Genomic DNA, 26,978 nt, shown 5'->3' on the forward strand with positions numbered 1-26,978 from the left:
CGATTTGGTGATCTGCATACCGTTCTTGCCGGTTACCAAGTGTTACTCTTCCTGTCAGCTTGTAACTGAGACGGTGGGAGTAATAGGCTTATGTTCGGCCTGAACAAAACACAAGGATGCCGGCGCGGCCAGGGGAGTGGATTCGTTAAGGCAATGAGTGCAAGCCTCCTCGTGATGTTGCTGATTGGGTTGAACCCGGTTGCAGCTTCACCCCTCGATGATGAAATCGAAACACTCAAAGCCGAAACCTCCGCTACCGCAAAAGATATGGTCACGCTCGAGCAAAAAGTGCGACAGCTGGTTGATACCCGTGTTTCGGTGTTTCTGACGCTAGGCAGCCGGGACGGGCTGGATCTGGATTCGGTGGAGTTGTTTGTTAACGGAAAACCTGCGGTTTCTCATCTTTACACGCCCGCCGAAAGCAGGTCGCTGAAACAGGGCGGAATTCAGCAGTTGTTCATGGGTAATCTGGTCAATGGCGCTCACGAACTGCAGGCGGTGATTACGGCCCGGGCAGCCAATGACCGTTTTGTGCGCAGAGAATCCTCCCACAGTTTCAAGAAGCGGCCGGGTGAGCTCCGTTTGGAGATGGCTCTGGAAGCCAATGCGCCCGATTACGAACCTCGTGTTTCATTTATTGAGTGGAAGTAGCCAGTCATGAGGGTGTTCTTGCTGAGCTATGTCGTGCTTCCCACTTTCCTGTTCGGCATACTGCTGGCACCAGCCCACGCTGCCCAGCCGGATCCCTCGGCACTTAAGGCAGGCCTTGATCAGTTTGCTCAGGCCGCTACTAGCTGGAATGCAGGCTCTCAAACCGATACCGCCCCAAAATCAAATCAGCAAAAACTTTATGAAAAAGCCGAAGCTGCCCGGACCCGCGGCGATGCTGAAGGTGCAGGCAAAATCCTTGCGACAATGGATGAGGGTTACTGGTCAGCGGTTGGCTATCTTAACCTTTCGGCGGATTATGCCCGCAACGATCTGAAACCTTCACGGGCGCTTGTCGCGCTGCGTGTGGCCCTGGCGATGGCTGATAAAGACACGGATGTTCACAGAAAATCAGCACTGCGCAGCCGTATCCTTCTGCGCGCCGGGTACCTTGCCTACACAAGCGCGGATTATGAGAAGGCCATTGGCTTCCTTGAAAAAATACCACTCGATAGCCACAAAACGCCCCAGGCGCTTTATTTGCACGGTTTGGCACTGGCGGAGCAAGGCAATCACCGAGCCGCGATGCAGAGCTGGCACCGCGCTAAAAAATATCCATTGGCATACCCGGGGGTTGCTTACGCCTGGATAGGCATGGGGCGCGGTTATGACCTCTCAGGGTATCTTGGGCAGGCCGGCGAAGCCTACCTGGCAGCAAATGCAGCCTACGAGGGCGAGCGGGTTACTTTGCGTGCCTTGGCTACCCAGATTGAAGATCAGGGTGCTTACAAGGCACTGGTACTGGATGCGAGAAGTCAGAATACAGCTGCCGCAGGAGCCGGAAGGGCAGGGTCTGGTAAAACAACCTTGGGCAGCCCGAAGGTGGAATGGTTTCTTGCTGACAGTCGCACGCTAACCCAGCCACGCATGGCCTATTTACTGACCATGATGGAACAGCCGGCTGCACAGTTAGCGGTCGACCGGGTTGCAAAACTGGCACAAATAGCGGCTGATCTCGAACGCAACGCGCAGGATCTTGGTGTATTTATCAGCGCCTTAACTGAGGAGCTTGATAAACCCGGAAGTGTGACAGATAGGCGCTCTGACAACCTGCGAGGATTGCTCGCTGACAGCGATGAACTGCGTAACAAGACGCTTGCACACCTCGAATCCGTTTCGGCTTTACGTATTCAAGCTGAAAACTTGTTGGATCGCCTTGCACTGGATTTTGTTGCCGCGCAAGATCAAAAAATGGTGTATGCCCTGGATAAAACCGAGCAGCAGATTGCCCATCTTTATGAATACCTGGCATTGCAGGAACTGGATTCCGGGGAGCAAACGCGATGAAAGGTTTAAAGGCTTTGCTTCTGCCTTTTTGTTTGTTCTGTGGTGTGGCCAGCGGGCAGGAATCGTTTCGTGTAGAGCTGGGAAAAGACGGCGAAACCATTGCAGATATGCGTCCGGTGTTTCTGAAGTTCGAAACCAGGCCGCTTCCGGCGATTTCACCAGCCGAGGTTGCCAGGCGCTATCAGAAATTGTTCAGCACAACGGATGAGCCGTCTGTACGAGTGGATGCATTAAACCGCCTTACCAATATTCGCGATCGCTCCGGCCAGGACATAGGGTTCAGTCCCGCTGAAGAAGCGGTAGTGTATCAGCAGGCCATCGAAAGTTATGAATCCATTCTTGAGCGGGGAGCGTTTGGCGGTCGCCTGGACGAGCTTCTATATCAGATGGCCAAAGCCCATGCTCTGACCGGTCAAAACGAGGCGTCTGTCAAACGCCTTCAACAGTTGGTGGGTCTCTACCCGGATTCAGCTCTGGTACCTGAGGCTCGGTTCCGGGTTGCAGAATCGGCGTTTGCTGCAGGTAGCTATATAGAAGCTGAGTCGGGATACCGCAATCTCGTTGACGGCAAAGCTGATGCTGGCGACTTGAGAAATAAAGCTCGCTATATGCTCGGATGGTCGCTCTACAAGCAAGGGCCACATGCCTGGGAACGCGCTGGAAAGCGATTTGTGGCGGTTCTTGACGAGTCCTTGCCAAACACTGAAAGCCTGCATCAAGTGTCTGAATCCAGTGTGGATAGTATTGACGACACGCTTCGCATACTTGCGCTGATGGCCAGCCAGCGCAATGGCGCAGAAACCTTGATGGCTTGGTTACAGCCGACACCTTTGCGCTCATGGACTCCGCTGGCGTTTGATCGCCTTGCGGATCTCTATGCGGTGCAAGGTAACGCAGAGGAAAGTGTAGCCACTAACCGCGCTTTTGCGACTTACTTCCCCTCACACCCCCAGCGTGCCGGCTTCATGGCGCAGGTGGTTGATGTATGGAACCAGGCCAGCCAGCCGGTAAAAGCCAGAGCGGCCATGGCTGACTATGTTGCGCTGTTTGATAATCAAAGCGATTACGCCGCTCTTGAGGAACGCTACCGTACAAAATGGCGGGATTTCAGTCGGGTTCTCGCTGATTTTTACTACACGGAGGGCGGTGCAGGGAGTGGCAGTGTTGCTGCCCGTAACTATGCCTCAGCCGCTACCTACTATGAAGGTTTGGCAAGCCGCAGCCCGGCGGCCGGAGAGTTCTACCGACTTGCTGGCGATGCGTGGCTGCAGGCCGAAGCATATCCTGCCGCCCTTAAAAATTATCGGTTTGCTGCCTACGATGTACCGGGTTACGAACACACGGCAGATGCTGGGTGGGCAGCAGTTGCCCTGATCAGGGCAGGTGTTAGTGGTGAACTGGCGCCTTCGGAATACAGGCCGGACCTGAACGAACTCGCCGTCGAAACGGATCGGTTCACGGCGCAGCATGGTGCTGATCCTCGCGCACCAGAGTTGCTCGCCTATGTGGCCAACCGTTGGCTTGAGGCAGGCAATGATGAACAGGCTTTGAACTATGCTGTGCAAGCCGTTACCCACGAACAGTCCGGGCCCAAAGTGCGCTACGCCGGATGGCTGGTTACGGCACAGGTGCGTCAAAATATGTTGGAGTACGGCCTTGCCGAAAGAGCTTGGCGTGAGGCCTTGGCATTGGCTGCAGGTGAATCCGCAACCGCCGCCATGAAACAGGAAATGCCGGAACTGCAACAGCAACTTGCTACCGTGATCTATCGCCAGGGTGAGCAGGCTGCTGAAGCTGGTAAGCCTGCGATAGCAGTTGCGCACTTTCAGCGCATTGAGACGGTATTGCCTGGTTCTGAAATAGCTATAAAAGGGCGTTTTGATGCGGCGAATACGCTGCTCAGAGCATCAGAATGGCAGCCCGCAATCAACGAGCTAAACCGTTTTAGAGCAGATTACTCAAGCCACGCCCTGGCGTCAGATATCAGCGAGAAATTGGTGTTGGCCTACACGGCTTCAGGCCAACCCGTTCGCGCAGCCGGAGAACTGATGGATATGGCGGATGGGTATATTGATAACGGCCAGTCAATTGCCACGGGTGAAGGTGCTTTGTCCTACCGGCTTCGGGCTGCGGAATTGTTCCATGCGGCAGAAGCAAATGATCAGCGCGATGCCATATACATAGATTACCTTGCATCAAGCCCTGTAGCTGAAGATGCCGAGGAACACATTCGCCTGCAGACTATGCGTCAGCGCTTGATAGAGTCCGGTAGACGTACAACACAGTGGCGCGTTGACCTGGTTTCTGCGGAGCTGCAAAGCCGGTGGCACTCAGAGCAAACCTTGCAGTGGGCAGCACAGGGTGCACTGACTCTTGGTGCTGAAGCCGCTAGAGAGTTTGCTGGAATTGAACTCGATATACCGCTTGAGAAATCACTGGCCGATAAACAGGTGGCCATGGAAAGAGCGCAAACCTATTTCCGCAATGCAGAATCTCTTGGAGGTTCTGAGGTTTTACCTGAGTCCCTGTATCGCAGGGCCGAGCTTCACCGCATTATGGCTAGTGATCTCATGGCGTCAACGCCACCGCCTGAGTTGAATGAACTCGAGCAGATGCAATACGCCATGCTGCTGGAAGAAGAAGCCTACCCATTTGAAGAGCGTGCGATTGCATTGCACTCTGAAAACCACCAAGGGATTGCGACCAATGGTTTCAATGCCTGGGTGGAAAAGAGTCTGAATGTTCTTGCTGAGTTGCACCCTGGCCGTTATCAGCGGTCTATGCGTTGGATGAGTGTGTCAGTTGAGGGAGGCAATGATGGTGCGTGAAACTTTCCGTCGGCTTTGGGTTATGAGCTTTCTGGTTGGCTCAGCGGCTGCGCTATTCGGCTGTGCTTCAACACCTGTGGAACCAGTGAGCAAACCGCCTGTGCTATATCCTCAGCAGGCTCAGGTACATGTTCAGCAAGGCGCCATCGCCTACGAACAAGGAGATATTTCAGCGGCGATAGAGGCCTGGAATCTAGCGGTTGAACTTAATCCGGCCGATGCGGTGATCGTGAATAACCTGGCCCTGCTGCTGAAACAAAAAAACCGTTTCGATGAGGCCGCTGCATTGCTTGAGAATGGGCTTAAGCTCTCACCGGAGGTTGCGGAACTGCATTACAACCTGGCGGTCATTTCCGAACTCTATTTGCTGGATCTCGACAGAGCACTTGTCCATTACCAGCGCTATCAAGGGCTTTCTGCTGATGAAGATAAAAAAGTAACCGGATGGATTGCAGATCTGGAAAGGAGGCTGGATTAAATCATGATCAGTTTTTTCCCCCTGTTACGCCGGGTTGGCCCTATTTGTCTGTCCGGCATATTTGCCTTGATTACACCTGTTCTTTGGGCGGCCTCTGGGTCAGGCAGTGAGGCGCAGCTAAAAGGTGTCAAAAGTAATTCACCAGCACGCTTGAGCATCGAAGGTATTTCCGCAAATGTCGGAGAGGATGAGCCGCGGGTGTTGACCATACTGCCCTGGCGAGCCCCTACCTTGCCGCGCCGACCAAGGGCAGAACTGGAAAGCATCGCACCGGAACTGGTTGAGCCACTGGATGCCCTTGTGCTTGAGCGTCATCGGATATTTCGTCAGAACCTGGGTGTTGCTAACTCTGGCGGACAGCCCGGTGCACGGCGATGACAGCTATGAACTCAATGCCAGCCAGCAGTAGTATTGGCCTGACCAATACTTTGGGTAATGTGGCTTTGTCTTCGCTGTCCTGGAGTAAGGAAGAGGGCGAACGCTTGCGTCTTACCGTGATCACGGTGGTGGCGCTTTTGCTTTTCGTTCCATTGGCAGCCGTGATTACGACAACAGATGTACCTGAGCCCGCGCGGGAAAAAGCTGAAAGTGTGCCTCCCCAGCTTGCCAAGCTGCTTGTAAAGCCGGAGCCAATAACGAAGCCTGCGCCCAAACCTGTTGAAGAAATTGCGCAGCCAGAGCCAGTCCCTGAGCCGGTGAAGCCCGAAGCCCAGGTGGTAAAGCCCGTCGTGAAACCTATACCCGCACAACCTTCGCCAATCCCGGTAAGCCAGAGCGTGGAGCAGGCAAGGGAAAAAGCATCCCGATCCGGTTTGTTAAATATGAGAGATCGCCTGGCCTCTATGCGCCAGCCAGCAGCTGCAGCTGCCCCTGTAATTCAAGCCAACACAGGACATATGGCAAGCGCTGAAAGCGGCGTTAAGGCTGGGGCAATACCGGATAGCAATGCACTAAAAACCAGCGGTGGTGTAAGCGATGCACAGGCACCACAAGTTGAAGTTGCGGTTGCCGGGCACGAAGTAAGGAAGGTGGAGGCTGCTCGGGAACCAGCGCCGGTTGTGGCAAGCGCCCCAGCTCGCAAGCAGACGCCTGCGGTGGGTGAGCGGGCAATGAGTAACATCCGCCAGGTATTTGACTCAGGCAAAACAGCTCTGTACTCCCTTTATCAAAGAGAGTTGCGACAGGACCCAACCTTGGCCGGTAAAGTTTTGCTTGAGCTGGTAATACAGCCAGATGGCTCAGTGTCTGCCTGCAAGGTTGTAAGCTCAGAGCTTGATAACCCGGCCCTGGAGCACAAGCTTGCAATGCGGGTGCGCCTTTTTAACTTTGGCGCCGCTAATGTGGAAGCCCGAAAGGTTAGATTTCCGATTGATTTTCTTCCGGGCTGAGGTTGTATAAAGAGTAGTCAGTCGTAGCCATCTATGGTGATTTTTGGCAGTGTTGGCTTGTAAAGGTCAACCTTTTCCGTCGGGGCAATCACTTTGGCTTCACCGGTAACTACTTTTTGATCATTCTGGTTTATCACATCGCACTGAAAGACCACCCGGTTTTTGGGCTCTTTTCTTAGTACTGTAAGATTAACAGTAAGCGTGTCGTCCAGTTTTACCGGGCGTTTGAATGAAAGGCTCTGTTCCAGATACACCGTGCCCGGGCCAGGCATAACGGTGGCAAGCGCTGCAGAAATCAAGGATCCACTCCACATACCGTGGGCGATACGCTCTCCGAACATAGAGCTCGCAGCATATTCAGGGTCCAGGTGTACCGGGTTAAAATCTCCCGATACAGCGGCGAACAGCACCAGTTCTTTTTCTGTTAGTGATCGCGTAAACGTTGCTGTATCGCCCTCGTTGAGCTCGTTGTAGGTAATGTTTTCAAGCGTATCAAAGGTGTCGCTCATCATCTGCTCCATGATCAAGGCGTGTTAGTACTGGTCTTTGGGGTTGGCGTTTGAAACTACCTCAACGTTACCAAAACTGCTATTCTCTCCCAACTTTTTTAAGGCTGATACTTATGTCGAGTTGACCAGGCTGGCGCTCGATGTTCGTGAATCACTATAAACAGAAGCGCCAGACAGGAGATGGTGATGGATTTCGAGAAGTTCTATCAAGACAAATACCCTGCCAGTGTTCCCCGTGAGGTGGATCTGAACAAATACAGCAGCATGGTGGATGTATTTGAGCAGGCGGTTAAAAAATACGCTGACCGCCCAGCATTCAGTGCTGTTGGTGCAACTCTGACCTATCGCGATCTGGACACCCAAACACGTAACTTTGCTGCCTGGTTGCAAAATAACACCGATCTTAAACCTGGCGATCGTATTGCCGTACAAATGCCCAACCTGGCTCAGTATCCGGTTGTTGTGTTTGGTGCCATGCGTGCCGGCTTGATCGTGGTTAACACCAACCCGCTTTACACCACGCGCGAGATGGAACACCAGTTTAACGATTCTGGTGCCAAAGCACTGGTAGTGCTTGCCAACATGGCTGAAAGCGCTGAAAAAGTGCTGCCTCATACCAGTATTGAGCATGTAATCGTTACTGAAATTGCTGATATGCATTCGCCCATCAAGCGTACTCTGATGAACGCGGTTGTGAAGCATGTGAAGAAGATGGTGCCGCCTTTCAACATCCCTCAGGCCCACAAATTGCCGGCTGTACTCAGCGCTGGCGCCCGGGAGACGTTTACTCCGGTTCAGGTTAAATCTGACGATATTGCTGTGCTTCAGTACACCGGTGGCACAACTGGCGTGGCCAAGGGAGCCATGCTCACTCACGCTAATCTGGTGGCGAACCTTCTGCAGGTTCGCCCGATGATGGAAGACACGGTTATAGAAGGGCAGGAGGTCGTTATTGCACCGCTGCCCCTGTACCACATTTATTCGTTCACCCTGAACTGCGGCATTATGCTCGAGGCCGGTGGCCACAACATTCTGATCCCGAATCCCCGTGATATACCAGGCTTCGTGAAAGAGTTGAAGAACCACAAGTTCACCGCGTTCCTCGGGCTGAACACACTATTTGTTGCGCTGTGCAATAACGAGGAATTCCAGAGCCTCGATTTCAGCCATCTTAAACTCACATCTTCTGGCGGTATGGCACTTACCAGTGACACCGCAAAAATGTGGGAGCGTGTAACTGGCTGTCCTATCTCCGAAGGCTACGGTATGACAGAAACCTCGCCCGTCGTTACCTTTAACCCTCGTAGTGCCATTCAGTTGGGAACCATTGGCTTGCCGGTACCATCAACGTCGGTGAAAACCATTGATGATGAAGGCAAAGAAACAAAGCTGGGTGAGCCCGGCGAGCTTTGCGTGAAAGGCCCTCAGGTTATGCGTGGTTATTGGCAGCGCCCGGAGGATACCCGCAAATCTTTCACTGAAGACGGCTATATTCAGACTGGCGACGTTGCTGTGATCCAGGAAGATGGCTATATCCGTATCGTCGATCGCAAGAAAGACATGATTATCGTTTCCGGGTTTAACGTGTACCCGAACGAGATTGAAGATGTAGTAAGCAGCCACCCGAAGGTGGTTGAGTGTGCAGCAGTGGGTGTTCCCGATGCCAAGAGTGGCGAAGCGGTCAAGGTGTACCTGGTTGCTTCAGCTGAGGGTGTCACTGAAAACGAACTTAAAGAATTCTGCCGTGAGCGACTGACAGCCTATAAGGTGCCTCGCTTCTTTGAATTCCGCGATGAGCTTCCGAAAACAAACGTAGGTAAAATCCTGCGCCGTGAGCTGCGCGACGAACCAGGTAATAAGTAATAACGGTGACATCAAGAGCTGATATCCGGGCGGCCCTGCACAAACCGATCGGTTTTCCGGCAGGGTTGCCGGTTTCTGATCGTGTGGATGACATCCGCGAAGCGATTGAGAACCATCAGGTTGTCATCGTTGCAGGTGAGACCGGATCGGGTAAAACCACTCAAATACCCAAAATCTGCATGAATATGGGCCGCGGCATTCGCGGCCTTATTGGCCATACCCAGCCAAGACGTATTGCCGCCCGCAGTGTCGCAGCTCGAATTGCCGAAGAGCTTGGCGAGCAGGTAGGCAATCAGATTGGCTACCAGGTACGTTTTACCGATAACACCTCAGAGCAGACCCGTGTCAAAGTCATGACCGACGGGATTTTGCTGGCAGGGATTCAGCACGATCGCTTCCTCAAGCGCTACGACACGCTGATTATCGATGAGGCCCACGAACGTAGCCTGAACATCGACTTTCTGTTGGGTTATCTCAAACAGCTTCTGCCCAAACGTCCTGACCTCAAAGTTATTATCACCTCTGCCACCATTGAAGTGGAACGCTTCAGCGAATTCTTCAACAAGGCCCCGGTACTGGAAGTTAGCGGACGTACCTTTCCTGTGGATATCCAGTACCGTCCATTAACAGGTGATGAAGACGATCGGGACCAAGGCTGGAACGATGGCGTGCTGGCGGTAATGGACGAAATCGAACAGCATGAGCGCAGTGCCAAGCTGCCGCCGGGAGATGTGCTTATATTTCTGCCAGGCGAGCGCGAAATTCGTAACATGAGCAAGATGTTGCGACATGCGGAGCTCAGGCACACCGAAGTGCTTCCTCTGTATTCCCGGCTGAGCAATCAGGAACAAAACCGGGTATTCCAGAATCACAGTGGCCGCAGAATAGTGCTTTCCACCAACGTGGCAGAAACCTCACTTACAGTGCCGGGGATCCGCTATGTTATCGACGCCGGTGTGGCACGTCTTAGCCGGTATAGTGTTCGCTCCAAAATTCAGCGCCTCCCCATTGAGCCGGTTTCTCAAGCCAGTGCAAACCAGCGGGCAGGGCGCTGTGGCCGGGTTGCGCCGGGTATCTGTTTTCGGCTGTACGACGAAGCCGATTTTCTCAACAGGCCCGAACACACAGATCCTGAAATTCTTCGCACCAATCTGGCAGCGGTTATTCTGCAAATGGCCACTTCCGGCCTGGGTGAAATCCGCCACTTCCCGTTTATAGAAGCGCCTGATAAACGCCTGATTAATGATGGCTATAAGCTACTTGAAGAGCTTAGTGCGGTAGACGGCAAGCGCCGGGTCACAAAGCTTGGTCGCACTATGTCCAAGCTGCCGCTGGACCCGCGCCTTGCCAGAATGCTCGTAACTGCCGCAGACCACGGTAGTCTCGCAGAAACTCTGGTGATTATTGCCGGGCTAACGGTTCAGGACCCCAGAGAGCGGCCGCAGGACAAACAGCAAGCGGCCGATCAGGCCCATGCGCCTTTCAATGATAAAGAGTCCGACTTTGTTACCTTGCTGAATATCTGGAATTTCTACGAAGAGCAGCGCCAGGAATTGAGTCAGAATCAGCTGAAAAAGCTATGCCAGAAGAGTTTTCTGAGCTGGATGCGTATGCGGGAATGGCGAGATATTCACCGACAACTCACCCTGATTTGCCGAGAGCAAAAGCTGGCTCTCAACAAAGAAGCTGCCTCCTATGAAGCCATGCACAAGGCGATTCTGGCGGGACTTCTGGGCCAGGTAGCCACCAAGGTGGAGAAAAAAGAATACCTCGCCACTCGGAATCGCAAAGTGATGATCTTCCCGGGCTCAAAAGTTTCCAAAACCGGGCCCAAGTGGATTGTGGCCACTGAAATTGTGGAAACCAGCCGAGTATTTGCTCGTATGGTGGCGGCGATTCAGCCTGAGTGGATAGAGCCGCTCGCCGGCCACGTGGTGAAGCATCATTATTTTGAACCCCACTGGGAGCAGAAGAGAGCCCAGGTGATGGGGTATGAAAAAGTTACCCTTTATGGCCTTGATGTGGTGTCCAAGCGCAGCATCGCCTTCAGCAAAATAGACCCGGTTGAATGCCGCAACCTGTTTATTCGCCACGCCTTGGTGGAAGGCGATTACCGTTCGAAAGCGCCGTTCATTGCGCGCAACCGGGAGATGCTCACCAGTGTCGAAAACCTCGAGAGCAAAACCCGTCGGCGGGATCTGCTGGTAGACGATGAAGTGCTGGTCAGCTTTTATGACGAGCGCTTACCGGCAGAGATTGTTAGCGGTCGCCATTTTGAAAACTGGTGGAAAGGCCTGACGGCGGAAGAACTGCGTAACCTTGAACTGACCGAAGAAGACGTGTTGCAGCGCCCGGTAGATGCTCAGGCTGCCGAACTCTACCCGGATTTTCTGGAGTGGGAAGGGGTTCGTTACCCACTCAGTTATGAGTTTGAGCCTACCAGTGAGCGAGACGGCGTTACCCTCCACGTTCCGCTTATGGCACTCCGTCAGATTCCCTCCCGACGCCTGGAATGGCTGGTGCCCGGGCTTTTAAGGGAGAAATGCATAGCGCTGGTAAAAGGGCTTCCAAAAGCCCTGCGGCGCAATTTCGTGCCAGTGCCAGATTTTGTTGATGCCGCCGTTGCCAACTTACAGCCTTCCAATGAGCCTTTGGCTCTGCAATTGGGAGAGCAATTGCGCCGAATGACAGGTGTGCGTATTGATCCCGAAATCTGGCCTCGGGATGAACTTCCAAGGCACTTGCGAATGAATCTGAGGGTGCTCGGGGATGGTGGCAAGGTGATAGCTGAAAGCCGCGAAGCTACCACACTCCAGGATCAGCTTGAAGGGCGGGCCGAGGCGGCACTGGCATCAGCAACCAGCGAAGCTACTGATAAAAAGCCTGCCCTCGAATACACCGAGTGGGAATTTGGCGAGTTGCCCGCCAAAGTTCAAACTGAAAAGGGCGGTATGCAGATAACGGTGTATCCGGCGCTTGAGGATTTGGGCAAATCGGTGAAGGAAATTCGTTGCCTTGATCGGCTCACTGCAGAGGATACAACCCGTAAGGGTATTGCACGTCTTATTCTCAATCGGTTTGGCAATACGCTGGACGATCTGGAGCGCAAGCTCCCGCGGTTTAAACAATCGGCTTTGATGTTTGCGCCCATTGGCAAGGCAAAGTTGCTTCTCGACGACCTGCTTTTATCGACGGTAATGGCGCATTTTTTAAACGATCAGATGCCCGATTCCCGGGCGGCATTTGATGCGCTGTTTGACCGGCACAGGGGGGATTTTATACCGGCCCTTGAGCAAGCCGACGAGCGTCTGTTTCAGGCTATGACGGGCTACCAAAAAATAGCAAAGAAGCTGAAAGGCAAAATCAATCTCGCCTTGGCCAACAGCATGTCGGACTTGAAGTTTCAGCTGCAGAATCTTGTTTATCCGGGTTTTCTGGTTGCTACACCACCTGAGTGGTTAGCAGAGTTTGGCCGCTATTTTGAAGCTGCCCTGGCAAGGCTTGAAAAAATGCCGAGAGAAATGGGCCGTGAAAGAGAGTTCCTGCATGTTATGGAACCGCTTTGGGGCCGTTATGCGAGCAAGCGGGATGAACAGCAAAGGCAAGGAGTACGGGACCCGGAATTGGTTATTTACCGCTGGATGCTGGAGGAGTTTCGCGTATCGTTTTTTGCTCAGCAATTGGGCACTGTTATGACGGTATCCGCCAAGCGCCTTGATAAACAATGGCAGCTAACTCGCGTGTGACAAACGAATCCCCGCGTTTGCGAGTCCAGGCGGGGCGGGCAAATTCTGCGGACTGTGTTAGTATTTCTGATAGAGCAATTTACCTGTCTTCTTATTTTCATATTCATGACGTGGGGTTAGCGTGATTAAAGCCGTCATTAGCGGAACCGGCCTGTACACACCGCCGGCAACCATCGATAACGATGAACTGGTCGAAGCCTTTAACCAGTATGTCGAAATGTACAATTTGGAACATGCGGACGCCATTGAGCGCGGTGAAACAGAGGCTTTGCAGCCGTCGTCTTCAGCGTTTATAGAGAAAGCCTCGGGTATAAAGCGTCGGCATGTCATTGACAAAACGGGCATAATTGATCCGAAACGCATGGCTCCCTACATCCCGGAGCGCAGCAACGACGAGCAATCCGTTCAATGTGATATGGCGGTTGTGGCCTGCAACGAAGCACTGGCTCAGGCCGGCAAGACGGCTTCTGATGTAGATGCGGTTATCGTTGCCTGTTCCAACTTGCAGCGCGCCTATCCCGCTGTCTCTATTGAAGTCCAGGCTGCTTTGGGTATTGAAGGATTCGCCTACGACATGAACGTGGCATGCAGCTCAGCAACGTTTGGCTTGCAGGCTGCAGTCAACTCTGTAGAAAGTGGCTCAGCTCGGGCGGTGCTGGTTGTAAGCCCGGAAATCTGTTCTGGCCACCTTAATTTCCGTGAGCGGGACAGCCATTTCATTTTTGGTGATGCCTGCACGGCGATTTTGGTTGAGCGGGAAGAAGATACCCAGCCCGGGCATGGCTTCGAGATTCTTGGCACTCGCCTGAAAACGACCTTTTCCAATAATATCCGGAATAATTTTGGCTTCCTGAACCGGGCGGACGAATCCGGTATTGGTAAACCTGATAAACTGTTTATCCAACAGGGTCGTAAAGTATTCAAGGAAGTGTCGCCACTGGTAGCCGAAACCATCCAGAGCCATCTGGATAGTCTGTCACTTGCGCCAGGCGGTCTGCGCAGAATGTGGCTGCATCAAGCGAACCTGAACATGAATCAGCTTATCGCCCGCAGGGTGCTTGGCCGGGACGCAACGGAAGATGAAGCCCCGGTTATCCTTGATGAATACGCTAACACCAGTTCAGCAGGCTCCATCATTGCCTTCCATAAGCACAAAGACGACCTGATATCCGGTGATACGGGTGTTATATGCTCCTTCGGTGCAGGTTATTCCATTGGTAGTGTAGTAGTGCGCCGGCGCTGATGGCTTTTGCAGCAGCGCTTCGGGGCTGCTGTAAACGCAAAAGTCGACAATCCAAGAGTTGAGCATGACAAAATTTTCACCCCGGGGCTGGCTTGCTGCCATGCAACTCGCGGCAGCTTTCGCACTGGTGTTTTTCGCAGGCACCGCCACGGCACAGAGCGCGGCGGAGCCGGCACCTGAGGGCGCGCGTGCCGTCAACCCGCAGGACCCCTACGAGAACTGGAATCGCAAGGTTTATACATTCAACGACACCATTGACCGGTGGGCGTTGCGCCCTGTGGCACAAACCTACCGCACCTTTACGCCGGATATTGTTGATCGTGCTATCACCAACTTTTTCAACAACCTGTCCGAAATAAGGAATTTCACCAACAGCATTTTCCAGCTGAAGGGTGAATCAGCCATTGTTGCTGCCGGGCGCTTCACTTATAACACGGTGTTTGGTCTGGGTGGGTTGATTGATGTTGCAACGGCATTTGATCTGCCAGAACGTCCAGAAGACTTCGGCCAAACCCTGGGGTACTGGGGTGTTGGCTCTGGCCCTTATCTGATGCTGCCATTCCTCGGGCCATCCAGCCCTCGGCATTTTAGCGGGTTGGGTGCAGATGGTTTTGTATTGCCGTCTCTGTGGGATAATGTGGATAGCCCTTATAATTACTATGCACGGGGCGTTCAGATTATCGATAAGCGAGCAGACCTGATACCCGCAGAGGGGTTCGTCTCGGGCGACGTTTATATCTTTGTCCGTAATGCTTTCTTGCAACGTCGCGAGTTTCTGATTAACGACGGCATGGTTACTCAGGATCCATTCGCCAGCGAAGATGATGACGACCTGATGCTTGACGACTTCTGACTCGGACATCTGGCTCAAGGAGAGGCGCGGTGCTGAAAGATCCAAGGATTAGTAAATTCCGCAAGATGCTGGCTGAGGCACCGAATTATGAGGTGTGGAAGGCAGCGGCTCTCGAGCTGGACTTTCTGGAAGGTAATGCCGAGTGGAAAGAGGATTTTGTCTCAGAGCACTACCATTACGAATTGCTGTATGACCGCCTGAGCAGTATCAAACAGTATCGCCAGCAGAATGATTTTGAACGCCTCAAGCGCGCATTGCGAGAAGGGCTCCATCATGACCTTGGCAATATGGGCAACCCGGCGCTTTACACACGCTCCCGGGTTGGTACCAAACATCTGATTGAAGAGTACATTGCGCAGGCTTGCGAAGCCCTGGATTTTCTGTGCGACCACCCGGTGCCCGGCTTTCCGGTTGCCGACAAACTTCAGTTTTTTCGCGACACCCTCACGAGTTATGGTCGACCCACACTATTGTTAAGTGGTGGCGCCAGCCTTGGCATGTTTCATTTTGGGGTTATCAAGGCGCTATGGGAGAGAGGGCTGCTGCCGCAGGTTGTTACAGGCTCCAGCGCTGGCGCAATTGTTGCGGGCATGCTTGGCGTGCACACAGACGCTGAAATCCCCGAGATGCTGGTCCCGGAGAACCACAATCTGAAAGCCTGGAAGTGGCGCGGCATAATCAGTGCCATGCGCGGCGAAGGTTTGATGGATCAAGAGCAGTTGCGCACGTGCCTGCGAACTAACATCGGTGAGTACACTTTTGAAGAGGCTTACCAGCGTACGGGCCGCTCGATTAACATGAGTGTGTCGCCGGTGCAGGCCCACCAGAAGGCCCGACTGTTATCCGGTTACACCTCGCCTTATCTGATGGTGTGGAGCGCTGCGCTAGCCAGTGCTGCGGTACCGGGTATATTCCCTCCGGTTACCCTGATGAAAAAAGATCTTCAGGGTCAGGCGCTGCCTTACATGCCAAGGCTCAAGTTTGTGGATGGTTCTGTTGTGAGCGATTTGCCCATTGAGCGGCTGATGCATCTTTATGATGTGAATTTCACTATCGTCAGCCAGACCAATCCCCACGTTGTGCCTTTCTTGAACGATCGGGGTAAAGACGACAAGCTGTCTTTGGCCAGACTGCCGTTGCACTTGCTCAAATCCGAGATCCAGTTTCACGGGCAGGGAGTGTTCGATTACCTCCGTAAGCGCGCGCGCCCCGAACTGTTGCGACAGGTTTCCGGCCATATGTACACGATCATGGCCCAGCGATACTCCGGAGACATAACCATTGCGCCTACCTATGGGTTCAAGGATTACACCCGAATGCTTGCCGATCCCAACCCGGAGTTTGTGCGGGAAATGACGCTGGCCGGAGAGCGCGCAACCTGGCCTAAAATTTCAATGATTCGCTCCCACGCGCGTATCTCCAAAACCCTGGAGCGCTGCGTTCGCCGCCTGAAACAACAAAATCGCCGAAGCGTTGCAGATCTCAGGCTGATAAACAGTGCTGATTCCGGAACATCCTGAGATGACAGGCCTGCGAGGCGGGCGGTATGATACGCTGCTAAAGAGCCTGGCCCGGTAATAGGCCGATCAGCCCGGCGCCTGAGCATTAGACTGGACGCCCATGTATTACGACTTCTTCGGCTTCAGAGAACCACCGTTCTCGATTGCGCCTGATCCCCGCTACCTCTATTTGAGCGAACGTCACAAAGAGGCGCTTGCGCACCTGATGTATGGTGTTCAGGGGCAGGGTGGCTTTATTGTGATCACCGGCGAAGTGGGTACGGGCAAAACCACGGTGAGCCGGTGCTTTATCGAGAATGCGCCGGCCCATGCAGACATCGCCTTGATTCTGAACCCCCGGCTTTCTGCCCGTGAATTACTTTCCTCAATTTGCGACGAGCTGGAAATTGCTCACCCGGCCGGCGCCACCATCAAACAGATGGTGGATTTGATCAATAAGGATCTACTCAAAGCCCACGCAGCCGGCCGGCACAAGGTTCTGATGATTGATGAGGCCCAGAATCTGTCTGCAGATGTATTGGAACAACTGCGCCTGCTGACCAACCTCGAAACCGCAGAAAAGAAGCTGCTGCAGATTGTGCTGCTGGGCCAGCCTGAGTTGCAGCAGATACTCTCGGTTCCAAAACTTCGACAGTTGAACCAGCGGGTAACTGCGCGCTATCACCTGGATGCCATCAACCGTGATGAACTGCCGGCCTACCTCAGCTACCGACTTGGTGTGGCGGGCATGCGCGGCGATGTGTTCGCACCCGCGGCAGTTCGTAAACTTTATCGGTTGAGCAATGGCATTCCTCGCCTTATTAACCTGATCAGCGATCGTGCATTGCTGGGCGCCTACGCCGAGGGTGAGCATGAAGTGTCGCCTGCACATATACGGCAGGCTGCGAAAGAAGTTGGAGGCAGCAAAAATATAGGGCCTGGTCCAACGAGGATGACAGGCAAACCGGATCTACCCGGCATTCTGTTGGTCGCGGCATCATTACTGCTTGCTATCGTGAGTACCTATTGGGTCTACAAGCAGTGGTCAGGCCCGGATGTGATATCTGAGGTAGATGCAGCCCCCGCTCAGCTTGTCGGTACTGTGCAGCGTGAAGACCCGCCGGAGATCCAGTTGGCACCAAAAGATGAAATAGAGCCATACCCGATTCCAGTATTCAGGTTCTCTGATCAGGCGGTGAGCTTGTCTGAAGCATTTCGTGGGCTGTTCGGTATTTGGGGCTTGGCGTACAACGCACAGGAATCGCCAATTGCCTGTGAGTTTGCTCGCAGCTCGGGTCTTGATTGCCTGGAGCGTCAGGGTAGTCGTCGTAGTCTGGCGTATCTCGACAGACCAGCCATGCTGATGCTTCAGGATGATAGCGGCAACCGGGGTTATGTAGTGCTGCGACACATTCAAGGTGATGTAGCGGAAATAGTGATGCCTGAGGGCTCGGCGGAAGTATCATTTGCCAGCATTGAGCCCTTCTGGTTCGGTGAGTACCGCGTGTTGTGGCAACTTCCGGATTACGTAACCTTCCGCACCGATGCCAGAGACGTCGCCGGCGAAGAAATGTGGATTGGGGTTCGCATGATGGAACTTGCGGAGACCTACGGTGAATCGCCTGCAGATGTGGCCAGAATCAAACGCATGACAGCGCAACAGCAGGTGCGCTGGTATCAGTCGTTAAAGGGGCTCACGGTTGATGGTATTGCCGGCGCTATGACCGTCATTCAGATCAACAGCGACCTTAATGCAGATGTTCCGAGGCTGATGATCAAAGAGCCTGAGGGGAAGGGATAGAGTATGTCCTACATTCTTGATGCGCTCAGGAAGTCTGAAACTGAGCGTCGCCAGGGTAAAGTCCCGGATCTTGGGCAACAGGTGCAATTGATACATCGCCCCAAGAAAAAGCGTACACCCCTGATGGTGTGGGTGGTGCTTGCACTGTTTGTGAATGCCGGAGTGCTGGCTGTTGTATTCTGGCCGAAACCGGCAGTGGAGGCTGTACAAAAGCCAGCTCCCAAGCCAGGGCCAAAGTTGGCTGTAAAACCAGCGCCAGCTGCTGAAGTATCAGAGCCAGTAGCCCAGCCTGAACCCGCCCGGGTTGTTGCTCCCCAGCCGGCGGCTTTGGTCAACGAACCAATAGCTGAGCCTGAACGCCAGTGGCCTGCCATTATCACTCCGTCTTTGCGCCAGGAGCGTGAGCCGCCGGATGCGGCCCGGAATGGGCCCAAAGAGCGTGTGCCACACCTTGTTGAATTACCCCTGTCATTTCAGAAGAGTATCCCGGACCTGATGTTTAACAGTCATATCTATTCAACAGATCCATACGCCAGCCGGGTGATGATTAATGGCCACTATCTTGGCCAGGGCGATGCCTTCTCCGGGATCATGGTAGAAGAAGTGACGGAGAACGGCGTTATTCTTAGCAAGCAAGGCAGAAGCTTTCGCGTGGGTATCGTCCGCGACTGGGTGAGCCCACGCTAATGGCACTAACCGAGGACGTAAAACAGCAGATTCAGCAAGCCTATCGAGATGTGTTGGCCGGCAAAGGGGTGCGCGCCCGTTATGGCCAGCGTCTGATGATCGCCGAAATCGCTCGATATATGGGCGAAATTACCGATAACGACGGTCAGCGCACCTCTGCTCCAGCGGCCTGTGTGGTTGAGGCTGGTACGGGTACTGGTAAAACACTGGCCTACCTGATTGCAGCTATTCCCATAGCTCGGGCTTTGGGCAAAACCCTGGTGATCTCCACTGCTACCGTGGCATTGCAAGATCAGATTGTTCTTAAAGATCTGCCGGATCTTAAAAAACACAGCAAAATGAATTTCAGCTGGACCCTCGCCAAAGGCCGTGGCCGGTATTTGTGTATGTCCCGCCTGGAATCGCGATTGCACGATGAGGGCAATGGCGACAGCGATACCATGCCTCTGTTTTTGCTGGATAGCCCAGGAACCGAAGAACCAGGAACCCGGGCGTTTTTCGAAGAAATGCTGGCAAGCTATGGCTCCCGCAAATGGGACGGCGACAGGGATCACTGGCCTGAGCAGATACCCGATGACGTTTGGCGCCAGGTAACTACCGATCATCGCCAGTGCACGAACCGGCACTGCAGCTATTTCGACAGCTGTGCATTTTTTGATGCTCGCAAGGATCTGGATGAAGTGGATATCGTGGTGGCCAATCATGATCTCGTACTTGCTGACCTTGCGTTAGGTGGTGGTGCAATACTTCCTGAGCCAGAAAATGCGCTGTTCATCTTTGATGAAGCCCATCACCTGCCAGATAAAGCGCTGAATCACTTTGCGGCGTCTGTTCCGTTGAACTCAACACGCCAATGGCTTAAACAGCTATCCCAAGCGTTAGTAAAAATTCAGCCCTACCTTTCCCCGGCTACTCAAGCCGCTAAATCGGTTGAGCGCATAAGCACCGCCTCGCGGGATGTTGACCTCATACTGGCCCGCGTTTATGAGGAGGCTGAACACAATACTGGCTGGGAATTCAATGAAGAGCGCCGTTCTGCACAATGGCGATATCCCGAGGGTGAGCTGCCCGATGCTCTGGCGGAGCTGGCCGCTGAAAGCAGAATCGCTACGGCCAATCTGGTGCGTCACTTGGGTGCGTTGGCGGATGAACTGCAAGGTGCCTTTGATGAACGCAAGCAACACGAGATAGACAGGGACACTGCCGAAGCCTGGTACCCGGTAATTGGCGCCTTCCACAGCCGTGCCGAAGATCAGTTGCGGCTTTGGGCGGCCTGGACAGAACAAACCGGATCACCAAAGAAAACCACGGAAAGCGAGCAGGGTGCCAGCGAAGGCTCACCAGAGAGCATTCCGGAAGATTCCACTAACGGGCCGGAACCGAGGGGCCGAATCTACAAAAGCCCCCCTCCGGCACGTTGGAGTGTGCGGCAGCGTTGGGATCATGCGGAAGACATCACTCTGTTCAGCTCGCCAGTGCTTGCAGATAATCTGCTTTATTCGAGGCTGTGGTCGCGGGCTTACGGGGCTGTGTTAACCAGCGCCACACTGACGGCGCTTGGCCGCTTTGATCGCCTGCAGGCACGGGCCGGTCTGCCGGAAGCGAGTCGTTTGCTGGTGGTGCCCAGTTCTTTCCGGTACGCAGAAATGGCGACCGTTGAAGTGCCGGCCATGGCTTGCATGCCTACGGATGATGGTTTTGCCGAAGAGCTTATCAAGCGTGTACCCGAATGCTGGGCCGGTGAAACCGCTACGCTGGTGCTGTTCACCTCCCGTCGCCAGATGCATCAGGTTCGGGATGCCCTCGCGCCTGACTATCCGGATCTGATTATTACTCAGGATGATATGTCACGGGGTGAGGTGCTTCGCCAACACCGGGAGCGGATTGATGAAGGCAAAGCCAGCGTGTTGTTTGGTGTGGCCAGTTTTGCAGAAGGAATCGATTTGCCCGGCAAGTATCTGCACCATGTGGTGATCACTCGCTTACCCTTTTCTGTGCCGGACGACCCCATAGAAGCAGGGCTGGCAGAATGGATAAGCCAGCGCGGTGGTAATCCATTCATGGAAATTACAGTGCCAGACGCATCCATTAAGCTCGTTCAGGCGGTTGGCCGGCTGCTGCGAACGGAAGAGGATACGGGCAGGGTAACTATTTTGGACCGCCGCATTGTCGCAAGACGCTATGGACAACTACTGCTTGATTCATTGCCACCATTTCGGCGCATTATCGCACGCTGATCAGACAGAAAAGCGGCAAAAAAAGAGCCAGCCCGAGGGCTGGCTTTTTAAGGGGGCTTTCGCAAAAGCACTGCGTTAAATAACGCGTTACAAGAAGTCTGAAGGCCTGAAGTTTCAGAATTCGTAGTGAGGGGTTGCCTCACCGTGGAAACAATAATAAGGGAGTAGGGGGCGTAGCCGAATCGTCCAAAGGGCGTAGCAAGGTTAAAAACTTATCGCGCAGTGTGACGTGCGTCACAAGAATTACCCGGTGAGGATGCCTAGTTCTCGCGCTTTGGCCAGAGCTTCGGTCCTCCGGCCTACGTCCAGCTTGCCATAGAGGTTGCGTATGTGGGCTTTTACCGTGGCCGGAGCCACTCCCATGCGCACCGCAATATCCTTGTTCGCATAGCCTGCGTTGATCAGCTCCAGTACTTCCAATTCACGCTGACTCAGAGGTTCCGCAAGCTCCCGGGCGGGGCGGCTGGCATTGGTTTTACTGGCAATAGGCTGAGTCCCTGTCGCAGTGGCTGAACTCGGCTCACTGTTCGGGCTCAGAAGCATCTCAGTCAAGTTGCGCTGCCAGTTTCCGCCATTTTTCAAGGCAGGGGATTCAAGTAATAGCGCCTGTAACCGGGGGCTTTCTTCGGCAAATAGCCTCAAGAATCCGGCCTCTGCAGCGACACTCAATGCCCGTGCGAGCCGCTCCTGGCATTCTTCACTGCGATTTTGCTGGTCGAGAGCTTCGGCAGACACAAGTAATGCTTCAACAACGTGCCGGGTATGCTCGTTATGCATGGCAGCCGCCATCAATGCATCAAGGATTTCCAGCGCCTGCTCCGGCTTACCCTCATCAACCAGCAGCCGCGCATAGCTGATGCTGTTTTGTTCACGGTTCAGCGGGTTGGTCAGGGTATGGCTCTGAACAGACTCAAGAATGGAGCGGGCCCGGGCGGCTTGCCCGGCCGCAAGGTGACAACGCGCAAATAATGCAGAACTGGCGGGAGGTTCAAAGACAATATGCTCCCGGCGTTTACGGCCAACTTGCTCCGCGTCCGCCAGATACTCTATTGCTTCCTGATAGCGACCATCGCTGAAGGCCAGATGCCCGCGAACATGCTGGATAATTATATGTTGTCCCGGCTCAGCACCCTTGTTTACATGCTCAAGCAAAGGCTCCAGGTGGGCAGCTGCATCCCGAAGCTGATTTCGCTCCCGGAAAATTTCCGTCAGTGAGGCGCTTAGCCAACAGGAAATAAGCCTTGGCTGGCTAGGGTCTGCATAGTGTTGATCTACCCACTTTCGCACGTTGGTGCAGGTTTCCAGAGCAAGGTCCATATCGCCACGGTTGTACTGTATCCATGCGAGTAAACCACCGCTTGAAAGAACGGTGCTTGGCTTGCGCTCCACCTGTCCGTAATGAACCGCAGATTTCAGCGCTTCTTCGGCCCCTGGCAAGTCACCTTTGCCGTAATCGTCGAGGCCTAGGCCATAGTAGGTTACGGATTTGAGGGGGATTTGCGTATGGTCTATTTCTGCAAGAACCTGGCGAGTCAGATCACTGGCGTTCTTGTCATCGCTGCGTGAGCGGGCAAGGTAGGAGCGTATCAACGTTATCTCGCTTTGCACGCCAAGTGCGCCTTCGGCATCTGGAGCTGAATCAGCGACGCGCTGATCAAGCAAATCTTCCACATTGGCCAGCAGGTGTTCCAGGTTATCGAGCCGGTTAGCGAAAAAGTGGCCCCAAACACGCAGCATTTGTAACTGGGGGCTATCTTTAATCTCATCTGCAGGTAGTTCATCGAGCCAGTTCAGGACCGGCAAGTGGTACCCCCCATGAATCAGGTTGTTTCCATGGGTTGCCAAAACCCTCGCCAGCCAAGGCCAGTCTTTGTTCTGCACAATTTGCGCAATGGCTCCCTGAACCTGCCCGTGGTCAAGCAACCACTCAACCGTTCGCTGCCAAAGTTGATGCGCCCGGGTGGGGTCGGCGTGGCCAATCCGCTGCAGCAGTGCATCCCGAAACAGGTCGTGGTAACGGAACCACTCGTTATGATTGTCCAGAGGAATCAGAAACAGGTGCTGCGAAAGCAGGCTTTCAAGCATCTCCTGGCTGTTGTCAGTTTCACGAATTGAGTCGCACATTGACGCGCACAGCCGGGGGCAACAGGCAGTATCGAGCAGGAAGGCAACGATTTCATCTGGTTGCTTATCCAGCACTTCGCTGAGAACGTAATCGCTGATATGCCGTTCATCGATGCTCAGTGCAGCGGTGGGCGCGTCTTGTGCCACGCCCGATTTGATCTGCTCCAGGCCTCTGTCGCTGCCTGATAAAGCAGAAAGCTGCAGGGCCGCTACCCAGCCTTCCGTGCGTTGGCAGATGGCCTGCACGTCCTGGTCTGGAATGACCATGCCCATGGTGCTGTGAAAAAACTCCCGACACTCATCTTCCGAAAATGCCAGGAGTGCCGGGTGAATTTCCTGTACCCAACGTCGCACACGCCAACGAGCCAGAGGCAAGGGCGGTTCGGAGCGGGATATTAGCGTAACGGTCACACCAGCAGGGAGGTAGTCCACAAAGTAGCCAAACTGCCGGTGAATCCGGTCGTTGGCAGCAAACTGAAAATCATCCAGCACCAGAACCCAGGGGCCACCATCCGCAGCCAGGGCATTAACCAGTGCCGTGATCGCGCTGTTAATGCTGTCATCCGTGCTGCCGGAAAGGCTTTTTTGGCAGGGCTCAAGCCCCGTTAGACCCGCATGCTCGAAAGCGCTGGCAACGTATTGCCAGAAGCGCTGGGGGTCGTTGTCATGCTCATCCAGAGAGAGCCAGGCAATTGGCCCGGAGGTGCGCGCGCACCACTGGCTTACCAAGGTTGTTTTACCAAACCCTGCCGGGGCTAATACAAGGTTGAGCCGCTTCGGGTGGCCGGGCGCTAAAAGCGAGCTGAGTCGGTCTCGCTGCACGGCTCTGGGGTCGGTGGCTGGCCTTAGGAATTTGGTAGTTAACAGCATTGACGTCCTGTGTGCCGGAAATAAAGTTGTACCGGGATTGTGTGCTTTGTGTCTCGCAAGTCAATGGCTGGAGAAACAAACACCCGTGTTACAGGCTGCGCCGGCGAGATTTTGGTCTAAACTGAATCAAAGCGCCCATCTATACTTAAAAAGAATGAAAAGCGGCGCCGTTATGCGTATTCTTAGCTTCTGTTTCCCGTATACATCCACTTGCAGTCCGCCTAAGGCAAAACTCAGGGAGCGACAAAGCCCATGAAATTACAACAGCTGCGCTATATCTGGGAAGTTGCGCACCATGATCTCAACGTGTCGGCAACCGCCCAGAGTCTTTTTACGTCTCAGCCGGGCATTTCCAAACAAATACGCCTTCTTGAAGATGAGTTGGGGTTAGAGATATTTGCCCGCAGTGGCAAGCATCTCACCCGCATCACCCCAGGGGGTGAAATTATCGTTCGTGAGGCAGGTGAAATTTTACGCCGGGCAGAGGGAATTAAAAAGATCGCCCAGGAGTTCAGTAACCAGCGTAAAGGTGACCTGAGCATAGCCACCACTCACACTCAGGCGCGATATGCATTGCCGCCAGTTATCAGCGGCTTTATCGAGACTTACCCGGATGTGTCCCTGCACATGCACCAGGGAACACCCATGCAAATTTCTGAAATGGCAGCAACGGGCGCCGTTGATTTCGCCATAGCGACGGAAGCCATGGAGTTGTTCAACGATCTGATTATGATGCCGTGCTACCGTTGGAACCGCACGGTTATCGTGCCCAAAGACCACCCGTTGGCTAAATTACCTGAGCTGACGCTGGAAGCGCTCGCAGAGCACCCTCTGGTCACTTACGTGTTTGGTTTTACAGGGCGCTCCAAGCTTGATGAGGCCTTCAAATCAAAAGGCCTGACGCCCAAGGTTGTGTTTACCGCAGCAGATGCCGACGTAATCAAAACCTATGTGCGCTTGGGGCTTGGGGTTGGAATTATCGCCAGCATGGCGTTTGACCCTAAAACGGACCCGGACCTGGTTGCACTGGACGCAAAAAAGCTGTTCAGCGCGAGTGTTACCCGCATCGGTTTCCGCAAGGGTACATTCTTGCGAGGTTACATGTATGAGTTTATCCAGCGCTTCGCACCCCATCTGACAAAAGAGGTGGTTGATGCTGCTGTTGCGCGCCAGAGCAGCCGCAGCGAGATAGAAGCCCTGTTCAAAGATATAAAACTGCCAATTCTCTAAGCGCTTGGTCAACAATCAACCGCCAGTCCTTACTGGCGGGCGATCAGGTTTCCTGCATGAAGGCCACACTCTTTCTGTGTGGCTTCTTCCCACCACCAGCGTCCCTCGCGCTCGTGCTGCCCTGGTAACACAGGGCGGGTGCAGGGCTGGCAACCAATACTGACAAAACCTTTCTCGTGCAGCTTATTGTAGGGAGCTTCCGTCATGCGGATGTAGTCCCACACCTCTTTGGATGTCCAGTTGGCCAGGGGGTTAAACTTTACAAGTGCTTTGCCGGGACCAGAGAAAGTTGCGTCTTCTTGTGCAACAGGAACCTCATTTCGTGTACCCGGGCTCTGATCCTTACGTTGGCCGGTAATCCAGGCGTCAACCCCTGCGAGTTTGCGCTTGAGCGGGTTTACTTTGCGAATCCCACAGCATTCGCTGTGGCCATCCCCAAAAAAGCTGAACAAGCCCTTTTGGTTCACCAGATCCTGCACTTCATTGGCATCTGGAAACAGAACCTCAATGCTGATGCCGTAATGTTTGCGCACCCGTTCTATAAATTCGTAAGTTTCCGGGTGCAGACGACCGGTATCCAATGTGAACACCTTAAGGTTGTCCGTCAGCTTGTGAGCCATTTCGATGAGCACCACATCCTCGGCGCCACTAAAAGAAATAGCGATGTTTTCATAGCGCTTGAAGGCAGCCTTCAGAATCGCCCTAGGGCTTTGATCGGCCAGTTCGTTCTGTAGATCGTGGATATTGCTCATAAAATACCAGTACCTGATGCGAGTTTTGTGCAGATTAGCACTAAACCTCTAATTCCATAAAGGAATGACCAACTATATGGTTATAGCCAGGCGGGCAGGTAAGACCGGTAAATCTTGGTGTTTTCTTGGGATGCACGATGCTTTTTGCCCGGATATTTCTTATGATACCGCGTCTATAAAAGGGGGCAGGCCATGCTCTCATTCAGACTTAACACTTGAACCATTGAATCAGGAGATCACTGTGGAACTGGCATGTCTTGACCTTGAAGGCGTATTGATCCCGGAAATCTGGATCGCATTTGCAGAAAAAACCGGTATTGAAGAGCTCAAGGCCACCACCCGTGACATTCCGGATTACGATGTTCTGATGAAGCAACGTCTCCGAATTCTGGATGAGCATGGATACGGCCTGCCGGCCATTCAGGAAGTGATCGGTACCCTGGACCCGCTGCCAGGCGCTCGCGAGTTTCTGGACTGGCTGCGTGAGCGCTTTCAGGTGGTGATCCTTTCAGACACCTTTTATGAATTCGCCATGCCGCTGATGAAAAAACTGGGCTACCCGGCGCTTTTGTGCCACAAGCTGGAAGTGGCGGAGAACGGTCAGATTACCAATTACCTGCTGCGCCAGAGAGACCCCAAACGCCAGTCGGTGCGTGCCTTCCAGCTATTGAACTATCGCGTTATTGCAGCGGGTGATTCCTACAACGACACCACCATGCTGGGGCAGGCGGAAGCAGGCATTCTGTTCCACGCACCTAAAAACGTGATTGATGAGTTCCCGCAGTATCCGGCGGTACATGAATTTGAAGATTTGAAGAAAGAATTCCTGAAGGCGAGCGCTGTTCACAGCGTTTGATCGTAAGGTGTTTTTGAGT

The 26,978-nt window shown here is 53.7% G+C and carries 19 protein-coding genes; 16 read left to right on the plus strand and 3 right to left on the minus strand.

The window, feature by feature from the left end:
• Positions 1–153 precede the first annotated feature (153 nt).
• From FFI61_RS05235 to FFI61_RS05260, 6 genes are read left to right on the plus strand one after another with little or no spacing between them, the layout of a single operon-like run.
• Entirely contained in the window at positions 154–651 is a 498-nt protein-coding gene (locus tag FFI61_RS05235) for a hypothetical protein (RefSeq protein WP_227714602.1), read from the plus strand.
• Between the two features lie 6 nt (positions 652–657).
• Positions 658–1,995, plus strand: coding sequence for a tetratricopeptide repeat protein (locus FFI61_RS05240; protein WP_200369491.1), 1,338 nt, complete (start codon positions 658–660; stop codon positions 1,993–1,995).
• Positions 1,992–4,823 carry a tetratricopeptide repeat protein gene (locus tag FFI61_RS05245; protein WP_200369492.1) on the plus strand — a complete coding sequence of 944 codons (2,832 nt, stop codon included), beginning with the start codon at positions 1,992–1,994 and terminating at the stop codon, positions 4,821–4,823. Before FFI61_RS05240 ends, FFI61_RS05245 begins: the two co-directional genes overlap by 4 nt.
• The gene (locus FFI61_RS05250; RefSeq protein WP_227714603.1) at positions 4,813–5,301 is read left to right on the plus strand and encodes a tetratricopeptide repeat protein; all 489 of its coding nucleotides are present in this window, start codon (positions 4,813–4,815) and stop codon (positions 5,299–5,301) included. Before FFI61_RS05245 ends, FFI61_RS05250 begins: the two co-directional genes overlap by 11 nt.
• A gap of 3 nt (positions 5,302–5,304) precedes the next feature.
• The gene (locus FFI61_RS05255) at positions 5,305–5,679 is read left to right on the plus strand and encodes a hypothetical protein (RefSeq protein WP_200369493.1); all 375 of its coding nucleotides are present in this window, start codon (positions 5,305–5,307) and stop codon (positions 5,677–5,679) included.
• Positions 5,676–6,689 (plus strand): AgmX/PglI C-terminal domain-containing protein, encoded by a 1,014-nt coding sequence (locus tag FFI61_RS05260; RefSeq protein WP_227714604.1) that lies wholly within the window; start codon positions 5,676–5,678, stop codon positions 6,687–6,689. Before FFI61_RS05255 ends, FFI61_RS05260 begins: the two co-directional genes overlap by 4 nt.
• Positions 6,690–6,706: 17 nt before the next feature.
• Here FFI61_RS05260 and FFI61_RS05265 read toward each other — a convergent pair whose 3' ends face one another.
• The gene (locus FFI61_RS05265; RefSeq protein ID WP_200200804.1) at positions 6,707–7,198 is read right to left on the minus strand and encodes a MaoC/PaaZ C-terminal domain-containing protein; all 492 of its coding nucleotides are present in this window, start codon (positions 7,196–7,198) and stop codon (positions 6,707–6,709) included.
• Between the two features lie 186 nt (positions 7,199–7,384).
• On the opposite strand from FFI61_RS05265, the gene FFI61_RS05270 reads away from it, so the two are divergent.
• The 8 genes from FFI61_RS05270 to dinG all read left to right on the plus strand — a co-directional run bounded on the left by FFI61_RS05270 (position 7,385) and on the right by dinG (position 21,127).
• Complete coding sequence (locus tag FFI61_RS05270) at positions 7,385–9,061, plus strand: AMP-binding protein (protein ID WP_200369494.1); 1,677 nt, start codon at positions 7,385–7,387, stop codon at positions 9,059–9,061.
• 5 nt (positions 9,062–9,066) lie between these two features.
• A complete protein-coding gene (gene hrpA / locus FFI61_RS05275; RefSeq protein WP_320159557.1) occupies positions 9,067–12,807 on the plus strand; it encodes an ATP-dependent RNA helicase HrpA in 3,741 nt (1,246 codons plus the stop codon).
• A gap of 121 nt (positions 12,808–12,928) precedes the next feature.
• The gene (locus FFI61_RS05280) at positions 12,929–14,050 is read left to right on the plus strand and encodes a beta-ketoacyl-ACP synthase III (protein WP_200369495.1); all 1,122 of its coding nucleotides are present in this window, start codon (positions 12,929–12,931) and stop codon (positions 14,048–14,050) included.
• Between the two features lie 64 nt (positions 14,051–14,114).
• Positions 14,115–14,903, plus strand: coding sequence for a VacJ family lipoprotein (locus tag FFI61_RS05285; protein ID WP_227714605.1), 789 nt, complete (start codon positions 14,115–14,117; stop codon positions 14,901–14,903).
• 29 nt (positions 14,904–14,932) lie between these two features.
• Entirely contained in the window at positions 14,933–16,423 is a 1,491-nt protein-coding gene (locus FFI61_RS05290; protein WP_200369496.1) for a DUF3336 domain-containing protein, read from the plus strand.
• A 100-nt stretch (positions 16,424–16,523) separates the two neighbouring features.
• On the plus strand, positions 16,524–18,203 hold the full coding sequence (locus FFI61_RS05295) for an ExeA family protein (RefSeq protein WP_200369497.1): 1,680 nt from the start codon (positions 16,524–16,526) through the stop codon (positions 18,201–18,203).
• A 3-nt stretch (positions 18,204–18,206) separates the two neighbouring features.
• Positions 18,207–18,890, plus strand: a complete 684-nt coding sequence (locus FFI61_RS05300) for a general secretion pathway protein GspB (protein WP_200369498.1) — start codon at positions 18,207–18,209, stop codon at positions 18,888–18,890.
• A complete protein-coding gene (gene dinG / locus FFI61_RS05305) occupies positions 18,890–21,127 on the plus strand; it encodes an ATP-dependent DNA helicase DinG (RefSeq protein WP_200200798.1) in 2,238 nt (745 codons plus the stop codon). Before FFI61_RS05300 ends, dinG begins: the two co-directional genes overlap by 1 nt.
• Before the next feature lie 243 nt (positions 21,128–21,370).
• Here dinG and FFI61_RS05310 read toward each other — a convergent pair whose 3' ends face one another.
• On the minus strand, positions 21,371–24,121 hold the full coding sequence (locus FFI61_RS05310; protein WP_200369499.1) for a LuxR C-terminal-related transcriptional regulator: 2,751 nt from the start codon (positions 24,119–24,121) through the stop codon (positions 21,371–21,373).
• 252 nt (positions 24,122–24,373) lie between these two features.
• Between FFI61_RS05310 and cysB the strand changes: the two genes are divergently transcribed.
• Entirely contained in the window at positions 24,374–25,351 is a 978-nt protein-coding gene (gene cysB / locus FFI61_RS05315) for an HTH-type transcriptional regulator CysB (RefSeq protein ID WP_200200796.1), read from the plus strand.
• 29 nt (positions 25,352–25,380) lie between these two features.
• On the opposite strand, the gene FFI61_RS05320 is transcribed toward cysB, so the two are convergent.
• The gene (locus FFI61_RS05320; protein WP_200369500.1) at positions 25,381–26,103 is read right to left on the minus strand and encodes a phosphoadenylyl-sulfate reductase; all 723 of its coding nucleotides are present in this window, start codon (positions 26,101–26,103) and stop codon (positions 25,381–25,383) included.
• A gap of 241 nt (positions 26,104–26,344) precedes the next feature.
• Between FFI61_RS05320 and thrH the strand changes: the two genes are divergently transcribed.
• Positions 26,345–26,959 carry a bifunctional phosphoserine phosphatase/homoserine phosphotransferase ThrH gene (thrH, locus tag FFI61_RS05325; RefSeq protein WP_200369501.1) on the plus strand — a complete coding sequence of 205 codons (615 nt, stop codon included), beginning with the start codon at positions 26,345–26,347 and terminating at the stop codon, positions 26,957–26,959.
• Positions 26,960–26,978: the final 19 nt, after the last annotated feature.

Source organism: Marinobacter sp. DY40_1A1, assembly GCF_016597815.1.
GTDB lineage: Bacteria > Pseudomonadota > Gammaproteobacteria > Pseudomonadales > Oleiphilaceae > Marinobacter > Marinobacter xiaoshiensis.

Bases quoted from the DNA above. Each gene is read 5' to 3' on its own strand.
- FFI61_RS05235 (WP_227714602.1), top strand. From the start codon at position 154: ATGAGTGCAAGCCTCCTCGTGATGTTGCTGATTGGGTTGAACCCGGTT.
- FFI61_RS05240 (WP_200369491.1), top strand. From the start codon at position 658: ATGAGGGTGTTCTTGCTGAGCTATGTCGTGCTTCCCACTTTCCTGTTC.
- FFI61_RS05245 (WP_200369492.1), top strand. From the start codon at position 1,992: ATGAAAGGTTTAAAGGCTTTGCTTCTGCCTTTTTGTTTGTTCTGTGGT.
- FFI61_RS05250 (WP_227714603.1), top strand. From the start codon at position 4,813: ATGGTGCGTGAAACTTTCCGTCGGCTTTGGGTTATGAGCTTTCTGGTT.
- FFI61_RS05255 (WP_200369493.1), top strand. From the start codon at position 5,305: ATGATCAGTTTTTTCCCCCTGTTACGCCGGGTTGGCCCTATTTGTCTG.
- FFI61_RS05260 (WP_227714604.1), top strand. From the start codon at position 5,676: ATGACAGCTATGAACTCAATGCCAGCCAGCAGTAGTATTGGCCTGACC.
- FFI61_RS05265 (WP_200200804.1), bottom strand. From the start codon at position 7,198: ATGAGCGACACCTTTGATACGCTTGAAAACATTACCTACAACGAGCTC.
- FFI61_RS05270 (WP_200369494.1), top strand. From the start codon at position 7,385: ATGGATTTCGAGAAGTTCTATCAAGACAAATACCCTGCCAGTGTTCCC.
- FFI61_RS05285 (WP_227714605.1), top strand. From the start codon at position 14,115: ATGACAAAATTTTCACCCCGGGGCTGGCTTGCTGCCATGCAACTCGCG.
- FFI61_RS05295 (WP_200369497.1), top strand. From the start codon at position 16,524: ATGTATTACGACTTCTTCGGCTTCAGAGAACCACCGTTCTCGATTGCG.
- FFI61_RS05300 (WP_200369498.1), top strand. From the start codon at position 18,207: ATGTCCTACATTCTTGATGCGCTCAGGAAGTCTGAAACTGAGCGTCGC.
- dinG (WP_200200798.1), top strand. From the start codon at position 18,890: ATGGCACTAACCGAGGACGTAAAACAGCAGATTCAGCAAGCCTATCGA.
- FFI61_RS05310 (WP_200369499.1), bottom strand. From the start codon at position 24,121: ATGCTGTTAACTACCAAATTCCTAAGGCCAGCCACCGACCCCAGAGCC.
- cysB (WP_200200796.1), top strand. From the start codon at position 24,374: ATGAAATTACAACAGCTGCGCTATATCTGGGAAGTTGCGCACCATGAT.
- FFI61_RS05320 (WP_200369500.1), bottom strand. From the start codon at position 26,103: ATGAGCAATATCCACGATCTACAGAACGAACTGGCCGATCAAAGCCCT.